The organism is Streptomyces sp. NPDC087420 (assembly GCF_044744165.1).
Lineage (GTDB): Bacteria > Actinomycetota > Actinomycetes > Streptomycetales > Streptomycetaceae > Streptomyces.
The window spans coordinates 377610-393894 of the sequence record NZ_JBIUXU010000009.1; the positions used below are offsets into that span (position 1 = coordinate 377610).

The window sequence follows — 16285 nt, forward strand, 5'->3', positions numbered from 1 at the left end:
ACACACCGGAGCGCCGCCGGAGGATCCTCTCCGGCGGCGCTCCGGCGCGCGTGTACGGGACCGCCTCCTCAGAAGCGGTACGGCGCGTACACGTCCATGCAGGCGTCCTTGTCCGACCCGCTGATGGCGTCCGCCGTATCGGGGATGCCCCCCGCCTCCGGCTTGGCCTTGACCGGGTACGACGATCCTTCGCGCCAGTCGGCGCCCACGACCAGGGTGATCCCCGAGACCTCCGTGGACTTCGTGACCGACGTCAGCGGGATCTTGAGGGCCTTGGCGACGGCCTGGGCGTCACCCTCCAGGTCCGCGCTCGGGTACGTGATCCCGGTGGCTGCCTGCGGGCTCTGCTCGGTGCCCGCCTTCGCCAGGGAGTAGCCCTTGCCGTCGAGCACCTCCGCGACGGCCCGCGCGCGGCCCGACACCGGGGCCTGTTCCCCGCCGGTCCCGTTGAGCACCGTCACCCCCGTGTCGGCGGGCGCGTCGGACGGCTCCTCCGACGCGGGGCCGGCCGGCTTCTTCGTCGCCTCGGCCTTGTCGCCGTTGGCGTCGAACGCCACGTCGTCGCGGATCATCGTCCACATCTGTTCGGCGTCCGTCTTGTTGGGGACCACGTGGTTCCGGTCCTGCGGATCCTCGATCCACGGCATGGTCGCCATCGTGAGGCGGTTCGTCGGCACGGCCTTGAGCTGCATGCCGAGGTCGAACAGCTTCTTGACCGTACCGATCTCCTCGGACACCTCCAGCGACTTCGTGGCCGCCTCGGCGAGACCCGTGAGCCGTACGGAGTCGGTGAAGACGTTCTGCGACTTGAGCTCGCGGATCATCGAGTTCATGTACATGTGCTGGGCCCTGGCGCGGCCGATGTCGCTGGAGAAGGCGTGCCGCGTCCGCAACCACTGCAAGGCCTGCTCGCCCTTGACGCGGGTCGTGCCCTTTTCGAGCTTGAGCCCGGAGCCGCCGGGCACCCCGGGCAGCGGCCGGTCCCAGACGTTGTCCTTCACGCAGACGTCGACCCCGCCGATCGCGTCGGCCATCTTCACCACACCGGAGAAGTCGATCGTCATCCAGTGGTCGATGTAGACGCCGGTGAGGTTCTCCCAGGTGCTGAGGGTGCAGCCGGGACCGCCGCGCGCCAGCGTCTCGTTGATGATGCCGTTGGTCTTCGGGTAGACCTTGCCGGTCGCGCTGTCCTCGCACTCGGGGATGTCGACCCGGGTGTCGCGGGGGATGCTGACGACCGAGGCGTTCTTGCGGTCGGCGGAGACGTGGAACAGCATCTGGACGTCCGCGAGCGGGGGGTTGCCCGCCGTGTCCTTGCTGCCGCCGAGTTTGACGTTCTCCGGATCGGCGCGGCTGTCCGAGCCGATCAGCAGGATGTTGAGAGGGGTCTGTCCCGCCTCGTTGGCGGCGGGCTTCTTGAGGCCGGTGTCGCCGTTGTTGCGGTCGTCGGTGCGTATGTTGCCGTTGAGGTGGCGGTAGTAGAGATAGCCGGCGCCCGCCGCCACGAGTATCAGCAGGGCGAGCACGCCGGCGATCCAGCGGACTACGCGCCATCCCCGGCGTCTGGGGCGCTTGGCGGCTCTGCCGGACTTGCCGTTTCCACCCGACGTGCCGGCCTTCCGGCCCGGGGCGTCGCCGCTCCCGGCGCCGTCCGCCGGGCCCTGCCCCGTGCCGGCCTCGCCCGCGCCGTCCGCGCTGTCCGGGCCGTCCTCGGCGTCCGTACCCGCGCCGTCGTCGGTCTCCGCGTCGTACAGGCTGTCGTCCCAGCCCAGTTCGCGGGCGTGCGGCGACCGCCGCCGCGACCGCTCCCTGTGCGTGCTGCTGTGACCCACGCGGGCCCCCCTCGCTCAGGCCGTCGTGCGCGTGAGCCGGGATTCCGGCCTCACTCGGCGCAGACCTGTTTGTCGGCTTCCACTTTCTGCACACCCTCCGGCGCCTTTGCCGGACCGGTGATGGGCACCCCCGCGCCCTTGAAGTCCTTGCCCAGCGTCAGCTCCATCGCCTGAAGACCCACCGCGTCCTCGGTCCCCGGCTTCATCGCCGCGCCCGGCAGCCCCATCATCGCCGCGAGCGCGCGGGCCTGATCGGCCTGGTTGGGCGCGTACACGAGGGTCGTCTTGGCCACGTTGGCGGGCGCGTTGCCCTTGTTCGTGGACTTGAGCACACCCTCGTCGTTCTGGAGCCAGTTGAGCGTCGTCTGTGCCGAGCCCTGCGGGCCGCCGCCGTTGTAGACATCCACCCGTACGTCCGCGGCCTTCGCCTTCGTCCCCTTGAGGAGCTTGTTCTGCGCGGCCTTGGCCGCGCTCTCCTCCTTCTTCACCTCGGTCAGCGACGTGTCGCTCTGGATCATCGCGAACAACTGCTCGGCCGGGGTCTCGTTGACGACCACGGTGGCCTTGACGACCTCCGCCGGGTTGTCCAGCACCGGAATGGTGGCGAAGGTGATGTTCTTGGGATTGACCTTGGCGAGTTCCTTCGCCAGCGAAACGAGCTTGGTGATCGAGCCGATGCCCGAGTCGACCGTCAGCGACTTGGTGGCCGCCTCCGCCAGGTCCGTCACCTTGGAGACGCTGGTGAGGGTGTCGCCGGACGCCATCTTCCGCAGCAGCGAACTCAGGAACTGCTGCTGCGTTTTGATCCGGGTCAGATCGCTCTGGTCTCCGAAGGCGTGGCGCGTACGGACGAAGGCGAGCGCCTGCTCGCCCTCGATGACGCTCTTGCCCGCGGGGAGGTCGAGCTTCGAGTCCTTGTCCTTCACGGCCTTGGTCACGCAGACCTCGACCCCGCCCACCGCGCTCGTCATCGTCTTGACGGCGTTGAAGTCGGCCATCATGAAGTGGTCCGGTGTGATCCCGGTGAGTTCCTTGACCGTGGCCATCGTGCAGCCCGGGTCACGGCCGTCCTGGCCGAGGCTGGTGTTGAACCGTACCCCCGACGTGGCGGGGATGTTCTTCCCCCCGGTGGTGCAGTCGGGGACGTCGGTGATCAGGTCGCGGGGGATGGAGAGCGCGGTCGCGTTCGTCCGGTCCTCGGAGACGTGGAAGAGGATCGTGGTGTCGGCGTGGCCGACGCTGCCCGAGTCGCCGTAGCTCTCGTTGCCGTCGCCGGTGCGCTTGTCCGTACCGATCACGAGGATGTTGATGGGCTTGTCCTTCTCGAAGCCCTTGTCGCTCGCGCCCGCCACGTCGATGGTCGAGATGTTGCCGTTCAGGTGCCGGTAGTACAGGTACCCGCCGGTGGACGCGGCGAGGACCACCACCGCCATCGTGCCGCCGGTCCACAGCAGCACCTTCTTCGCGCGCGACTTCTTCTGCTTGCGCTTGCGCCGGCCGGCCGCCGTCTGCGCCTCGTTCGCGGGACCCTTGCCGTTGGCGGGACCCTTGCCGGCCCGGCGGCTGCGTTGCCCCGGTACGTCGGAGCGCGCCGGGGCCGTGTCGGTGTCCGGATCGGCACCCTTCTGCCGCGTGCCGCCCCGCCGGGGACCCCCCGTTCCCGGCCGGCCCTCCCCCGGTGTGCCCGCCCCCGCGGAGCCGCGCCTTCCGGAGGGCCTCCCCTGGGACGGCGACACAGGCGGTGACTGCCCTCCGGAGTGGTCCAGTCGCAATTCGTAATTACCGGTTCGCGGGTTGAGGACCCACTGGTCGGCGGGGTCGATTTCGTCCGCCTGTCCTCGGTTCTGCGCATCCACGGTTGCTTGAATCCTCCGTCGGTGCCACGCGAGGCGCCTCCCCCCGAAGGCGCTCGGTCATTCGATCCAGCAGTGCGCGACCTGACGGCCGGACGCACCGGATCGCGTCACACTATCCGCCCCGTTCGGCGCGCAGTGACGCCAGTGACACATTGCACGCTCCTTATAAGCGGGCAATACGCCTATTCCTCATCGAGTTCTCATCGGGCGCCCGTTCTCTTTGGCGCCGCCTTTACCCGCACATCCCCACTGCGGCATTTGTGCCCGAGAACGTGGGGCTCTCCTCGGGGCGTTCGGAGGGCTTCGCCGTTGACGTCACGTCGTTGTCCGGGGTCGCCTCGGTGTCCGCGTCGTCGCTCGGGGTGACGGAGATCGGGGAATCCTCGCGGAGCGCCTTGAAGAGCTTGTCGGCCTGAGGCTGTACCAGTTCGTCCCGGTTACGGTTCCCTGAGTACGGTTGCCGGGGAGCGGTGAGGAACTGCACCTTTTCCGTCGGTACGTCCCGCATGGAACGCGCCAGGTCGTAAAGGTTCTTGAGGCTGTTCAGCCCGGGGTCCGTGGTGACGGACTTCGTCGCCGCGTCCAGCACCGGGTAGAGCCGCGTCGGGTTGAGCAGGACGCCGTTGCTCTGCACCTTCTTGAACAGCGCCCCCAGGAAGCGCTGCTGGCGGTCCATGCGCTGGGTGTCGCTGCCGTCGCCGATGCCGTGGCGGCTGCGCACGAATCCGAGGGCCTGCTCGCCGTTGAGCTTCTGGCGGCCCTTGGGAAGCTTGAGATGGGCGTTCACGTCGTCGACGGGCTCCGCGAGGCAGACCTCGACGCCGTCCACCGCGTTCACCATGTCCTTGAAGCCACTGAAGTCGATCACCATGTGGTGGTCGATCCTGATGCCGGTGAGCTTCTCGACGGTACGGATGGTGCAGGCGGCGCCGCCCAGTTCGAACGCCGAGTTGAACTGCCCGAACCGCGCCTGGCTGCGGGAGCCGTCCGCCTCGCGGCAGCTGGGGATCTCCGCCATCAGGTCACGCGGTATCGAGACGGCGGTCGCGCTCTCCCGGTTCGCGGCCAGGTGCAGCAGGATCACCGTGTCGGACCGCTGCGAACCGCCGTCGTCCCTGCCGTATTTGTCGTTGTCGCCGGCCCGGCTGTCGGAGCCGATCATCAGGATGTTCGTCGCGTCGGTCGCGACGGGCACGGGGCGTTCCTTCTCGTACGTACGCAACTCGGTGGCGGCGGTGGTGTCCGTGGTGATGTTGCCGTCGAGCTTCCGGTAGAGCCACCAGCCGGCCGCCGAGACGCCGAGCAGGACGACCGAGGTGCCGATGGCGGTCCACCGCAGCCAGTGCCGCCGGGGGCGGGGGTGGCCGGGCTCGCTCGCGGCATCGTTGTCGCCGGGGGCGGCGGGGGGAGTGACAGCGGGGGTGACAGCAGGCGTGACGGGTGCGAAGGGCAGGGCGGTCGCGCCGGAGAGCTGGGTCTTCTTGCTGTCGGCGCCGGACGCGCCGGCCGGTCGGTCCGCGTGCGCCGCGCCGTCCGTACTGTCCGCGTGCGCTGTGCCGGACACCGGAGCGTCGGCCTCGGGGGCCGTACCGGCGCCGGTGTTGGTGTCGGCATCAACATCGGCATGGGCGTCGGTGCCGACACCGGCGTCGGTGCCGGCGTCGGTGTCGCTGTCTGGTCCCGTTTCCGCTTCCGCGCCCCCCTCCGCTTTCGCGCCCGCTTCCGTGGCGGCGGGTTCCGCGGGTGTCCCGGCTTCGGGTGGCCGGGGCGCCGTCGCACTCTCGTCAAGCCCAGGCGCCCCGCCCTGCGGCTCGTCCTCGGCCGGGTTGTCCGGTTCGGCCGGGGTGCCGGCACTGTCGGTCACGTCTGCGTCCATCCTTCAAGGCGTCGGCGGCGCGCTGGGCCGCCGGTTGCAGGGGTAGACGGGCGAACCCCGCGCTTGGTTGTGCGATGTGCCGCACGTTTCGCCGATCTTGTCGTGCGATACACGTTCCCTGCCGAGGGCTCGGCACGCAGTGCGCCGCACGGGTATCGCAGGAAGGGATTGTCCTACCGATATGTGAAAGGTCGGTTAACGCGGCACACGTGGCACACGCGGCTTGCGGTCACACCGCATGGTGGGTCACACCGCGCGGTCGGTCACCCGCTCGCTCGCGACCCGCTTTTCGAGGCTCTCCGCCGACAGCTCCCCGAGATTCCGGCAGAGCACGACGGACCCGCCCGCGGCGAGCGGCGCGAACAGCCCGGCCGAGAGGCCTTCCCAGGTGTCGTACGCGAGCCCCGACAGCACCCGGGACCCGGGCCCCAGACCCCGTACCCCGGCGTCCGCGCGGGCGCGCTCGACAAGACCGGCCCACGTCAGCTCCGTACGGGCGGAGGACCCACCACCGATCACCAGCGCGGGCGCGTCCGGATCCACCGGGGCGTACGGCGCGAACCGGTCGCCCTGCCCCGGCACCTCCACGGCGTAGTCCGCGAAGCCCGCCGGGGCCGCCGGGAACCGGCCGCCCAGCGGGCGCAGCGCGAGCGCCACCCGCTCGCCGCCGCACGCGCGTGCCGCGTCCAGCGTGTCGGGGCCGCTGACCACCAGATCCGCCGCGGCCGGGTCACCGCCGACCTCCACCGTCACCCCGACCGACGCGCAGGCGAGCAGCCACACCGCGCTCTGCCAGTGCGCGGGCAGCAGCAGCGCGAGCCGGTCGCCCGGCTCCGCGCCGAGATCGCCCTGGAGCAGATTGGCCGTCTTGGACACCCAATTGGCGAAGGTCGCGACGGACAATTCGACGCGCTCTCCGGTGGCATCGTCGTAGAAAGTGACCAAGGGGCGGGCGGGATCCGTGGCGAGCGCGGATCGCAGCAGGTCGGCAGGGGTGCGGTCGGTGGCGTTCACCCGGGAAAGGGTACGTGGCCCGGCGAGCGGCCCGCCGCCGTACCGGTGACGGTGTCCACCGGTCGGCCCGATGGCCCGTCAGTTTTCCGCGGGTTTCTGGACGGGCGGCGGCGGCGGGACACGCCGACGATCTTCACATGCGTGCCTACCTTGCTTCTTCGATCGGCGTCGCGTGCACCGCCGCGCTGGTCCTGCCCCTGTCCCTCCCGTCCGGCGCGGTCGCCTCCCCCCAGGCCCCCGTGCCCCACACGGCCGTCTCCCAGGCCGCTTCCCGTACCGCCTCCGCCGGCGCCACCCGCGCCCCGGCGGGCTCCACCCAGTCGCTCCCGCTGACCACGCTCGCCACGGACCGCGCGTCCGGCGCCGTCTCGGTCCAGGGCCTCGCCCGGCGGGACGTACGGCCCTTCTCCCTCCTGGGTGTCGTCTGGGACAACGCCGACGACGAACTCAACGGCACCGTCCAGGTCCGCACCCGCGCGACCGGGACGCACACCTGGTCCGGCTGGCTGGACCTGGAGACGCACAACCAGGAGCACGGTGCCGACCTCGGTACGGAGGAGCGCTCGGCGGCCACCGTCCACGGCGCCACCGCCCCGCTGTGGGTCGGCAACTCGGACGGCGTCGAGCTGCGCGTACGCGCCGTGGAGGAGGCGGGTCCCAAGGGGCCGGCCCGTCCGCTGCTGCCGCAGGGGCTGCGGCTGGAGCTGGTCGACCCGGGCGCGGAGCCGCCGACGGCGATGCCCGCGGGCGGCCCGCAGGCCAGCCGCCCGGACGGGCCGTCGGACACCCCCGACACTCCGGCGGTGCCCGGCACCGTACCCGGCACGGCGGGCACGGCCTCCGAGGAGGAGCGCATGCCGGTCGCCATGACGGCGGGGGACGCGGCCAGTTCGGCGGTCAACGCGGACCTGGCGGAGCTGGGCGCGACCGAGATCACCGCGCAGTCCAAGGCGGAGACGGTGGCCGACCTCGCCGACCAGGTCGGCTTCGCGCAGCCGTACATCGGCGCCCGTCCGCGCATCATCACCCGCAAGGGGTGGGGCGCGGACGAGAGCCTGCGCGAGCGGAAGTTCGGCTACACCAAGTCGGTCAGGGCCGCCTTCGTGCACCACAGCGCGACAGGGAACAACTACACCTGCGCGCAGGCGCCCTCCGTCCTGCGCGGTATCTACCGGTACCACGTCCTGAGCAGCGGATGGCGTGACATCGGCTACAACTTCGCCATCGACAAGTGCGGAAACATCTACGAGGGACGCGCCGGTGGCGTGGCCAAGCCGGTCATGGGCGCGCACACGCTCGGTTTCAACACGAACAGCGTGGGCATCGCCGTTCTCGGAACGTACAGCAGCACCAAGCCGCCGGCGGCCGCCACGACCGCCATCGCCAAACTGACCGCGTGGAAGCTGGGGCTCTACGGGGTCAACCCGCGCGGCAAGTCCACGCTGACGTCCGGGGGGAGCAACAAATACAAAAAGGGCACAAAGGTCGCGCTGAACTCCATCTCGGGTCACCGGGACGGCTTTGTCACCGAGTGCCCGGGAAGCCGGCTCTACGAGAAGCTCGGCACCACGCGGACGACATCGGCCAAGTACCAGGGCCGCTGAGGAAAGCCGGAGTCGCCGAATCGCGCGGACAACGCGGAACGTACCGAACAGACTGCGTACAGCTGCACACAGCTGCATACACTGGCCGGTCATATGTACGAAGTTGTACGCGGTGCCGGCCCCAGCAGGAAGCAGAGACGACACGGTGACAGAAGCGATCCTCCTGGTCGGCGGCAAGGGCACCCGGCTGCGGCCGCTCACGGTGCGCACACCCAAGCCGATGGTGCCGGCGGCGGGCGTCCCGTTCCTCACGCATCAGCTGGCCCGCGCGCGGGCGGCGGGGGTCGAGCACATCGTCCTCGCGACCTCGTACCTCGCCGAGGTCTTCGAGCCGTACTTCGGTGACGGCTCGTCGCTCGGGCTGCACATCGAGTACGTCACGGAGCGCGAGCCGCTCGGCACGGGCGGAGCCATCCGCAACGTCGCGGGACGGCTCCGCTCGGGGCCGGACGAACCGGTCCTCATCTTCAACGGCGACATCCTGACGGGCCTCGACATCAAGGCGCTCGTCCGGACGCACGCGGAGTCGGGGGCGGACGTCTCGCTGCACCTGACCCGGGTCGAGGACCCGCGGGCGTTCGGCCTGGTGCCGACGGACGCGGGCGGGCGGGTGACGGCCTTCCTGGAGAAGCCGCAGACGCCGGAGGAGATCGTCACCGACCAGATCAACGCGGGGGCGTACGTCTTCCGCCGCTCGGTCATCGACTCCATCCCGGCGGGGCGGCCGGTCTCGGTCGAACGGGAGACCTTCCCGGACCTGCTGGCGTCCGGCGCGCACCTCCAGGGGATGGTCGACTCCACGTACTGGCTGGACCTGGGCACCCCGCAGGCGTTCGTACGGGGCTCCGCGGACCTGGTCCTGGGCCGCGCCCCGTCCCCGGCGGTCCCGGGCCGCCGCGGCGACCGCCTGATCCTGCCGACGGCGAGAGTGGCCCCCGACGCCAAGCTGACGGGCGGCACGGTGGTGGGCGAGGACGCGGTGATCGGCGAGGGCGCCCGCATCTCCGGCAGCGTGGTGCTGGCGGGCGCGGTGGTCGAGGCGGGCGCGGTGATCACGGACTCGCTGGTGGGCGCGGGCGCCCGGGTGGGGGCCCGCACGATCCTGTCGGGAGCGCTGATCGGCGACGGAGCGGTGGTCGGCGCCGACAACGAACTGAGGGAGGGCGTACGAGTCTGGTGCGACGCGGTACTCCCGGCGGCGGCGGTGCGCTTCTCGTCGGACGCGTAGCCGACCTTCGCGGGCCCTGGCGGCCGGGTGGTGTCCTCATTCGCCGGACGGGCTGGATCACGCCCGCCCGGTGGTTTCGTGCGTGCCCTATCAAGCCTGTCTGGCGTTTGAGGACGTCGGTTTCCGCCCGATGGGCGGGGCGGGTTCGACGGGCGTCGACCGGGGCCTCACCCACCCAGCGCTTTCCCGCCCGTGGGACGCCGTCGAGGGGCCCTGTCAAGCCCGTCCGGCGATTGAGGACAACGGTTCCGCCCGACGGGCGGGCCCCCGCCCAAGGCGCCGCGCCGCGCAGCCGACGCAGACCGGGGCCCGGGGGCCTGGCCCCCGGTTTCGGGAAGGGGCGGGGTGGGGGAGAAGCCACGCCGCCCACGGCCACCGCCTACCCTCATCAGTGACCCCGCCCCCGACGAACCCGGACACCCCGTGGCAGGCCGCTTCGCCCCCCGCCCCCGCACCGCCCCCCGAGGCCCATCGACGCCAGAGACCGCCCCGGCGCTCCCGGCCGCCTCGAGAATCCCGACCGTCGTAGCCACCCCGCCCGTCCCAGCGGCGCAGACCGCCCCCGCGCCCCCGTCGGCCGGCGGACTCGACCGACGCTGGACCCCGCCGGACGGCGGCCCGTACGACCTGGGCCTCGTCCTGGGTCCGCTCCGCAGGGGCCCCGGCGACCCCACGTTCCTCGCCGCCACCGACGGCTCGGTCTGGCGGGCCAGCAGGACGCCCGCCGGCCCCGCCACCCTCCGCGCCGCACACCGGGGCGGAGCCGTAGAGGCACAGGCCTGGGGCCCGGGCGCCGAGTGGCTGCTCGACCGCCTCCCCGACCTGCTCGGCGAGTCGGACGACCCCGGCAGCTTCACCCCCCGCCACCGCGCGGTCCTCGCGGCCCACCGCAACCGCCCGGGGCTGCGCCTGTGCCGCACCGGCCTGGTCCTGGAATCCCTGATCCCGTCCGTCCTGGAACAGAAGGTCACCACCGTCGAGGCCTACCGCGCCTGGCGCCTCCTGGTACGGAAGTACGGAGACCCCGCCCCGGGCCCCGCGGCCACACACCTCCACGTCATGCCCGACCCCCACACCTGGGCGATGATCCCGTCGTGGGAGTGGCACAAGGCAGGCGTGGACGCCAAACGCTCCTCCACGATCCTCAGGGCGGCCCGCGTTGCCCGCCGCCTGGAGGAAGCCGCCGCGATGGAGCCCGAACAGGCCGCCGCCCGCCTCCAGCTGATCACCGGCATCGGCCCCTGGACGGCCGCCGAGGTGATCCAGCGCACGAACGGCGCCCCCGACGCCGTCACGGTCGGCGACCTCCACCTCCCCGGCATCGTCGGCCACGCCCTGGCGGGCAACCGCGACGCCGACGACGAGGAAATGCTGGAACTCCTGGCCCCCTACGCCGGCCACCGCCACCGAGCGGTCCGCCTGATCCTCCTCAGCGGCCACATCCCCGCCCGCCGAGCCCCCCGCATGCCCCTGCGAAACTTCGCCGGCATGTAACTGTCCGGTACTCACGGTTCGCCTCCTCGACCCGCAAAGCCGCACTGGGGAACGTGTACACCGGGATCGAGCCGCGTTCACCACCGGTATGAGGCCGCGAGTTGTCGGCGCGGCGGTGTTTTCCCGGCATCGGCTCCCGTGGAAAGGCGAAGTGGATGCTGCCGTCCGGTATGACGCGTGAGCACATGCGGGAAGTACTCGTGACGATCGTTCCGGAGGCGGCCGAATTTGTCGGGCGGTTGGAGGAGCAGGACGAGAACGGTCGAGCGGAACTCTTCCCCCTTCTGCGGGAAGGGTTCGCCGAACCGCTCGTCCTGCCCGCCCTGAAGTCCCCGGCGGGGCGCGAGGAACTGCTCACGCGCTGTTTCTCGTGCGTCGATCTCGGATTGCGCAGTCCTGACACGTCCTTGAACGACGCGATCTGGTTCCAGGTGTTGGAGCCGCTGCTGGACAGTGCGGAACTGCTGGACGCGCCCTATCCGTTCATGACGGACGACACCAGAGACTACGTATTCGAGAAACTGGAGGGCTTCGGGGTTCTCCTTCCTCCCCGGTGGGCGGCCGGGAAAGCCGCGTCCGTGGCGCGGACGAGCCGTTGTTGAGACCGGGGGCGCGGCACGTCAGTCCTCGTCCGAGCGGGACAGTGCTTCGGCGACCATGCGGGTCGCGAAGTCGGGGTCCTCGGTGACGCGGTTGATGTGTTCCGCGAGCAGGAAGGTGGTGACTTCCAGGGGAGTCATCTCGTCCTCCGTCCAGTCCCCGTACTGCTTGCGCCACAGGTTGGGGCTCAGGCCCGTGCCCGCCGCGATGACCAGGCCGGCCATGATGGGGATGGCCTCGGGCCGGACGCTCCTGGGCATCCTGCGCATCGAGGCGACGAGGGTCGGCACCACGTACTCGATGACGTCCTTGTCCACGTCCTCGTGGGCCTTCCGCAGCCACGCCATGAACATGTAGATGAGGGTGCACGCGCCGTCCAGGACGTCGTTGGCCCCCTCGGGGCCCAGCGACGCGGTGAACTGGTCGATCAGGGCCTGTTGTTCGGGGTCGGTCCCCGTCCTGCCGTTGTGGACCGCCTTGAGCTGGGAGTCGATCAACAGGAGCGCCGCCCCCACATCGCCGACCGGGGCGTGCTGGGGGCTGAGGGGCGACGACACAGGGTTCCTCCCGGAGCGGCTGCGAGGGTTGCGCCGCGTTGCGCGGCGTGTACGTACAGCAAACCGCAGAAGAAACGGGGTACGGCGGTTTCACGCCTTCATGCCGTACGTCGTCCCCGGCGCGCCTACGATGCGTCACCGCACCTCGATGAACGCCTCCGCCTCCCGCGCCGGACGGGCCTTCGGCGGCGTTGCCGCGTGGCCCACCGCCACCGCGCCCATCGGGTCCCAGCCCGCCGGCAGGCCGAGGACGTCCCGGACCACCTCGCGGCAGAACATCGTGGACGAGACCCATGCCGAGCCCAGGCGTTCGCCCGCCAGGGCCACCAGGAAGTTCTGCACCCCCGCGCCCGCGGCGACCACGAACATCTCGCGCTCCGCCGCGTCGCGCCGCGCGTCGCCGTAGGTGTGCGCGCCGTCCATCACCAGGCAGGGGACGACCAGATACGGCGCGGTACGGAGGAAGTCGCCGCGCCGGACCCGCTTCGCGATGGACTCCGGGGACTTGGCGTCGCCGCGCAGGTCCGCGATCCACGCGTCCCGCATCGCGTCCAGGAGCCGCAGCCGCGACTCGGCGGACTCCAGGAGGACGAAGCGCCACGGCGTCGTGTGGTGCGGCGCGGGCGCCGTGACCGCCGCCGCCACCGCGCGGCGGACCGCGCCCGGGTCGACGGGCTCGTCCGTGAACTCCCGTACCGTACGCCGCTGCGTCACCGCTTCCCGTACGGCCTCCGACGTGCCCAGCCGGAACATGTCGTCCGCCGCCGCGCGCACCATCGCCCGCGCCCCGGTGGCCGAGGACGGGTCCGTGTCGCCGACCAGGTGCGGCAGACCGCTCACCACCGCCACCGGCAGCCCCGCGGCCTTGCCCTTCACCAGGTCGCCGGCGGCGGCCAGTTCGTCCGCCAGCGCCACGACCGTCGCGCTCAGCGGATTGCCGTGCGCGTCCGTCCCGCCGCGCAGGTCGTCCAGGACCCGCACACCCGCCGCCCCGATCGCCACATCCGTCAGCCCGTTGCGCCAGGGTCGCCCGAACGTGTCCGTGACGATCACCCCGACGTCCACCCCGAGCGTGTCCCGCAGCCCGGCCCTGATCACCCGCGCCGACGCGTCCGAGTCCTCCGGCAGCAGCAGGACCGTCCCGGGCGTGGTGTTCGAGGCGTCGACCCCCGCCGCCGCCATCACCAGCCCCTGCCGGTTCTCGACGATGCGCAGCGGACCGCGCCGCGCCACGACCCGTACGGTCTCCGCGTCTATCGCCGCCTCGCGGTCAGCCGCCTCCATGATCCGGCCCTCGGCCTTGGAGACGATCTTCGAGGTGACCAGGAGGATGTCACCGTCGGCCAGCCCCGGTTCGGTGGACGTGATCAGCTTCGCGAGGTCGTCGCCGGGACGGACCTCCGGCAGCCCCGGCAGGGCCCGTACGCGGAACGACGTCATGCCCGCACCTCTTCGGCCAGCGCCAGCGCCTCACGCGCCATCGCGGCGGTCGCGTCCACGTCCGTCATCATCAGCGGGATCGCACGGGCCCGGATGCCCGCGCCCTCGATGCCGGGCACCGCCGCCGCGTCCACGGTGTCCACGAGCCAGCCGTCGAGCAGCCCCGAGCCGTAGTGCTCGGCGACCGCCGTGGCCGTCGACTCGACACCGATCGCCGCGAGCACCTTGTCGGCCATGCCGCGCACGGGCGCGTCCCCGACGATGGGCGAGAGCCCGACCACCGGCACCCCCGCGTCGGCGATGCCCTCCCGGATGCCGGGGACGGCCAGGATCGTGCCGATGCTGACCACGGGGTTGGACGGCGGGAAGAGGATGACGTCGGCGGCGGCGATGGCCTCCAGGACACCCGGCGCCGGCTTGGCCTGGTCCGCGCCGACCGGGACAACCGCGAGCGCGTCCACGGACGCGCGCATCTTCACCCAGTACTCCTGGAAGTGCACGGCCTTGCGCTCGCCGTCGACCTCGACGGCCACATGTGTCTCGACCCGGTCGTCCGACATCGGCAGCAGCCGCACGCCGGGCTGCCAGCGGGCACACAGCGCCTCGGTGACCGCGCTGAGCGGGTAGCCCGCGCCCAGCATCTGCGTACGGACGATGTGGGTGGCGAAGTCGCGGTCGCCGAGGCCGAACCACTCGGGTCCCACCCCGTACGCCGCGAGTTCCGCCTTGACCTGGAAGGACTCGTCCGTACGCCCCCAGCCCTGCTCTTCATTGATGCCACCGCCGAGGGTGTACATCACCGTGTCGAGGTCGGGGCAGACCTTCAGCCCGAACAGATGGATGTCGTCACCGGTGTTGCCGATCACCGTCACGTCCGCGTCCGGCGCGGCCTGCTTGAGGCCGCGAAGGAAACGGGCGCCGCCGATGCCGCCGGCCAGAACCACAATGCGCATGAACCCATCGTGTCAGGCCGGTCGGACATTCCCGTCCGGGAGGGGGTGAGGTGACCCCGCCGGGATCCTCCTACGCGGGTACGGTCTCGTCCGCGTGCGGGGCGCAGCTCGCCGCGTGCATCGGCATCTCCGTCAGGCCGGGGGAGTAGATGTGCAGGCTCACGGCGGGGCCGATCGTGTCGTTGACGACGTCGTGGACGTACCCCGGCGCGAAGACCCGTTGCGCGCCGGGCGCGAGGGTGCGGGCGCCGCTCCTCGTACGCTCGGTCAGCTCGCCTTCGAGCACGGTCAGGACGCCGGAGGACCGGCCGTGGTCGTGCGGTCCGCTGCCCTGTCCCGGCACCCAGGAGAGCAGCCAGACCTCGTACCCGGGGCCGGTGCGCAGCCGGTGGTACCAGCGGGTGGTGGTGTCGTACCGGACGAGCGGCGCCCACAGGGCGCGGTCGGCCGCGAGCGTACGGGCGAGCCCGGCGAACTCCGCCACCGTGACGGGGTGCTCGCGCGGGGGCCGGAGAAGGTGCAGGACCTCAAGGAGGTCGCCGGCGATCTGGATGTCGCTGTCGCTGTTCATGGGTGCGGTGGTTCCTCGGCAGGAAGAGCTGAGAGCCGTCGGAGGCCCGGACACGCGGGCGTGACGGCCGAAGAGGCAACTGAGGCAGGAAGCACAACGGGAGGAAATGGCTGGAGCGCTGGGGCGTCAAGGACGCCAGGGCATCAACAGCGGGAGAAAGACGGACAGCAACAACCGGCCTGGGCAACGCTGCGGAATCCACGGACGTGGGTCGCGGTGTGCACGGCGATCGCTGGCATGTCACTAAAGGTGGCGAATCTGGTTGCCAGTGTCAACTCAATGCCCGATTTGGCGGTAATGTTTCACCACATCCGGTTACTCCGAGCGGAGAAAGGTTTGTGCGCCCGCACCTGCGGAGACATGGCGCAGCAACCGCGTACGCAAACACCGTCGCACCCTCGTGATCGGACTGTGATCCGGATCGCTTCCGCAGCCGGATCGGCACCAACCTCGGGGCCCGTGACGTCTCTCCCGCAGAGGGGAGGGGGTGGGCGTGGGCAGGCCAGTGGCATGTGTCAGGTTTTTGGTGATTTGAACACTTTCCGCATAGCCTTGGTTCCGCAGAGTGAATACCGGGCCCAATAGCAGATCTCCGCTTGACTGCCCCGGAGCCACCCACTTGTAATTTCACTCGTGTCGTTCGGCCGGAATCGGTAGCGGCCACCGCACGGGGACGCAAAAGACAGACGAGGGGCGCACATGACCGAGCTGTTCCAGCAACTGCTGGTCGAGGACGCGGACGAGGAACTCGGCTGGCAGGAGCGCGCCTTGTGCGCCCAGACCGACCCCGAGTCCTTCTTCCCGGAGAAGGGCGGTTCCACCCGCGAGGCCAAGAAGGTCTGCCTCGCCTGTGAAGTCCGTTCAGAATGCCTTGAATATGCCCTGGCCAACGACGAGAGATTCGGTATCTGGGGCGGCCTGTCGGAACGTGAGCGTCGGCGATTGAAGAAAGCCGCGATCTGATCGCGATCCGATCGATTTCTTTCGTTGATTGGCTTACTGTCCGACAAGTTCGACTACTTCGACCACTCCGGCGGCGCGGCCAACTCCGGCGTGACAGCGGGTCCGCGCGACAGGTCCAGGTGGCACGTCCACGTGACCAATCCGCGCAAAACCGCACGTAGGGATACGTAGGGAACGGTCCGCGGTCTGCGACAACACCGCAGGCGGCGGACCGTCATGGTGTCAGCCGTTAGTGTGGGGCCCCGTCCGAGACGCATCAACGCCCCTTCGGGGCGACCCCCCGGCCGGAGGGCCCGT

13 protein-coding genes are annotated in these 16285 nt (G+C 70.9%); 5 read left to right on the plus strand and 8 right to left on the minus strand.

The genetic code is table 11. The features are described 5' to 3' along the window. Positions 1–68: 68 nt before the first annotated feature. From ACIO1C_RS21195 to ACIO1C_RS21210, 4 genes are all read right to left on the minus strand, one after another. Positions 69–1832 (minus strand): LCP family protein, encoded by a 1764-nt coding sequence (locus ACIO1C_RS21195; RefSeq protein WP_401865742.1) that lies wholly within the window; start codon positions 1830–1832, stop codon positions 69–71. Between the two features lie 50 nt (positions 1833–1882). Next, positions 1883–3688: an LCP family protein gene (locus ACIO1C_RS21200; protein WP_401865744.1), complete on the minus strand. Its 1806-nt coding sequence runs from the start codon at positions 3686–3688 to the stop codon at positions 1883–1885. Between the two features lie 232 nt (positions 3689–3920). Next, positions 3921–5564, minus strand: a complete 1644-nt coding sequence (locus ACIO1C_RS21205) for an LCP family protein (RefSeq protein WP_401865745.1) — start codon at positions 5562–5564, stop codon at positions 3921–3923. A 246-nt stretch (positions 5565–5810) separates the two neighbouring features. Beyond that, positions 5811–6578: a TIGR03089 family protein gene (locus tag ACIO1C_RS21210; protein WP_401865747.1), complete on the minus strand. Its 768-nt coding sequence runs from the start codon at positions 6576–6578 to the stop codon at positions 5811–5813. Positions 6579–6715: 137 nt separating this feature from the next. On the opposite strand from ACIO1C_RS21210, the gene ACIO1C_RS21215 reads away from it, so the two are divergent. The 4 genes from ACIO1C_RS21215 to ACIO1C_RS21230 all read left to right on the plus strand — a co-directional run bounded on the left by ACIO1C_RS21215 (position 6716) and on the right by ACIO1C_RS21230 (position 11506). Further along, a complete protein-coding gene (locus ACIO1C_RS21215) occupies positions 6716–8182 on the plus strand; it encodes an N-acetylmuramoyl-L-alanine amidase (RefSeq protein WP_401865749.1) in 1467 nt (488 codons plus the stop codon). A 145-nt stretch (positions 8183–8327) separates the two neighbouring features. Further along, the gene (locus tag ACIO1C_RS21220) at positions 8328–9410 is read left to right on the plus strand and encodes a sugar phosphate nucleotidyltransferase (protein ID WP_401865751.1); all 1083 of its coding nucleotides are present in this window, start codon (positions 8328–8330) and stop codon (positions 9408–9410) included. Between the two features lie 423 nt (positions 9411–9833). Continuing rightward, on the plus strand, positions 9834–10904 hold the full coding sequence (locus tag ACIO1C_RS21225; RefSeq protein WP_401865753.1) for a DNA-3-methyladenine glycosylase family protein: 1071 nt from the start codon (positions 9834–9836) through the stop codon (positions 10902–10904). Positions 10905–11104: 200 nt separating this feature from the next. After that, positions 11105–11506, plus strand: a complete 402-nt coding sequence (locus tag ACIO1C_RS21230) for a hypothetical protein (RefSeq protein WP_401865755.1) — start codon at positions 11105–11107, stop codon at positions 11504–11506. An 18-nt stretch (positions 11507–11524) separates the two neighbouring features. On the opposite strand, the gene ACIO1C_RS21235 is transcribed toward ACIO1C_RS21230, so the two are convergent. The 4 genes from ACIO1C_RS21235 to ACIO1C_RS21250 form a co-directional block, all read right to left on the minus strand. Beyond that, a complete protein-coding gene (locus tag ACIO1C_RS21235) occupies positions 11525–12061 on the minus strand; it encodes a hypothetical protein (RefSeq protein ID WP_401865757.1) in 537 nt (178 codons plus the stop codon). A gap of 135 nt (positions 12062–12196) precedes the next feature. Next, positions 12197–13501 carry a coenzyme F420-0:L-glutamate ligase gene (locus tag ACIO1C_RS21240; protein WP_401865759.1) on the minus strand — a complete coding sequence of 435 codons (1305 nt, stop codon included), beginning with the start codon at positions 13499–13501 and terminating at the stop codon, positions 12197–12199. Further along, positions 13498–14454 (minus strand): 2-phospho-L-lactate transferase, encoded by a 957-nt coding sequence (gene cofD / locus ACIO1C_RS21245; RefSeq protein WP_401865761.1) that lies wholly within the window; start codon positions 14452–14454, stop codon positions 13498–13500. Before cofD ends, ACIO1C_RS21240 begins: the two co-directional genes overlap by 4 nt. Before the next feature lie 70 nt (positions 14455–14524). Next, positions 14525–15025: a cysteine dioxygenase gene (locus ACIO1C_RS21250; RefSeq protein WP_401865763.1), complete on the minus strand. Its 501-nt coding sequence runs from the start codon at positions 15023–15025 to the stop codon at positions 14525–14527. Positions 15026–15724: 699 nt separating this feature from the next. Between ACIO1C_RS21250 and ACIO1C_RS21255 the strand changes: the two genes are divergently transcribed. After that, a complete protein-coding gene (locus ACIO1C_RS21255) occupies positions 15725–15988 on the plus strand; it encodes a WhiB family transcriptional regulator (RefSeq protein WP_014046372.1) in 264 nt (87 codons plus the stop codon). The last annotated feature ends 297 nt before the right edge of the window (positions 15989–16285 follow it).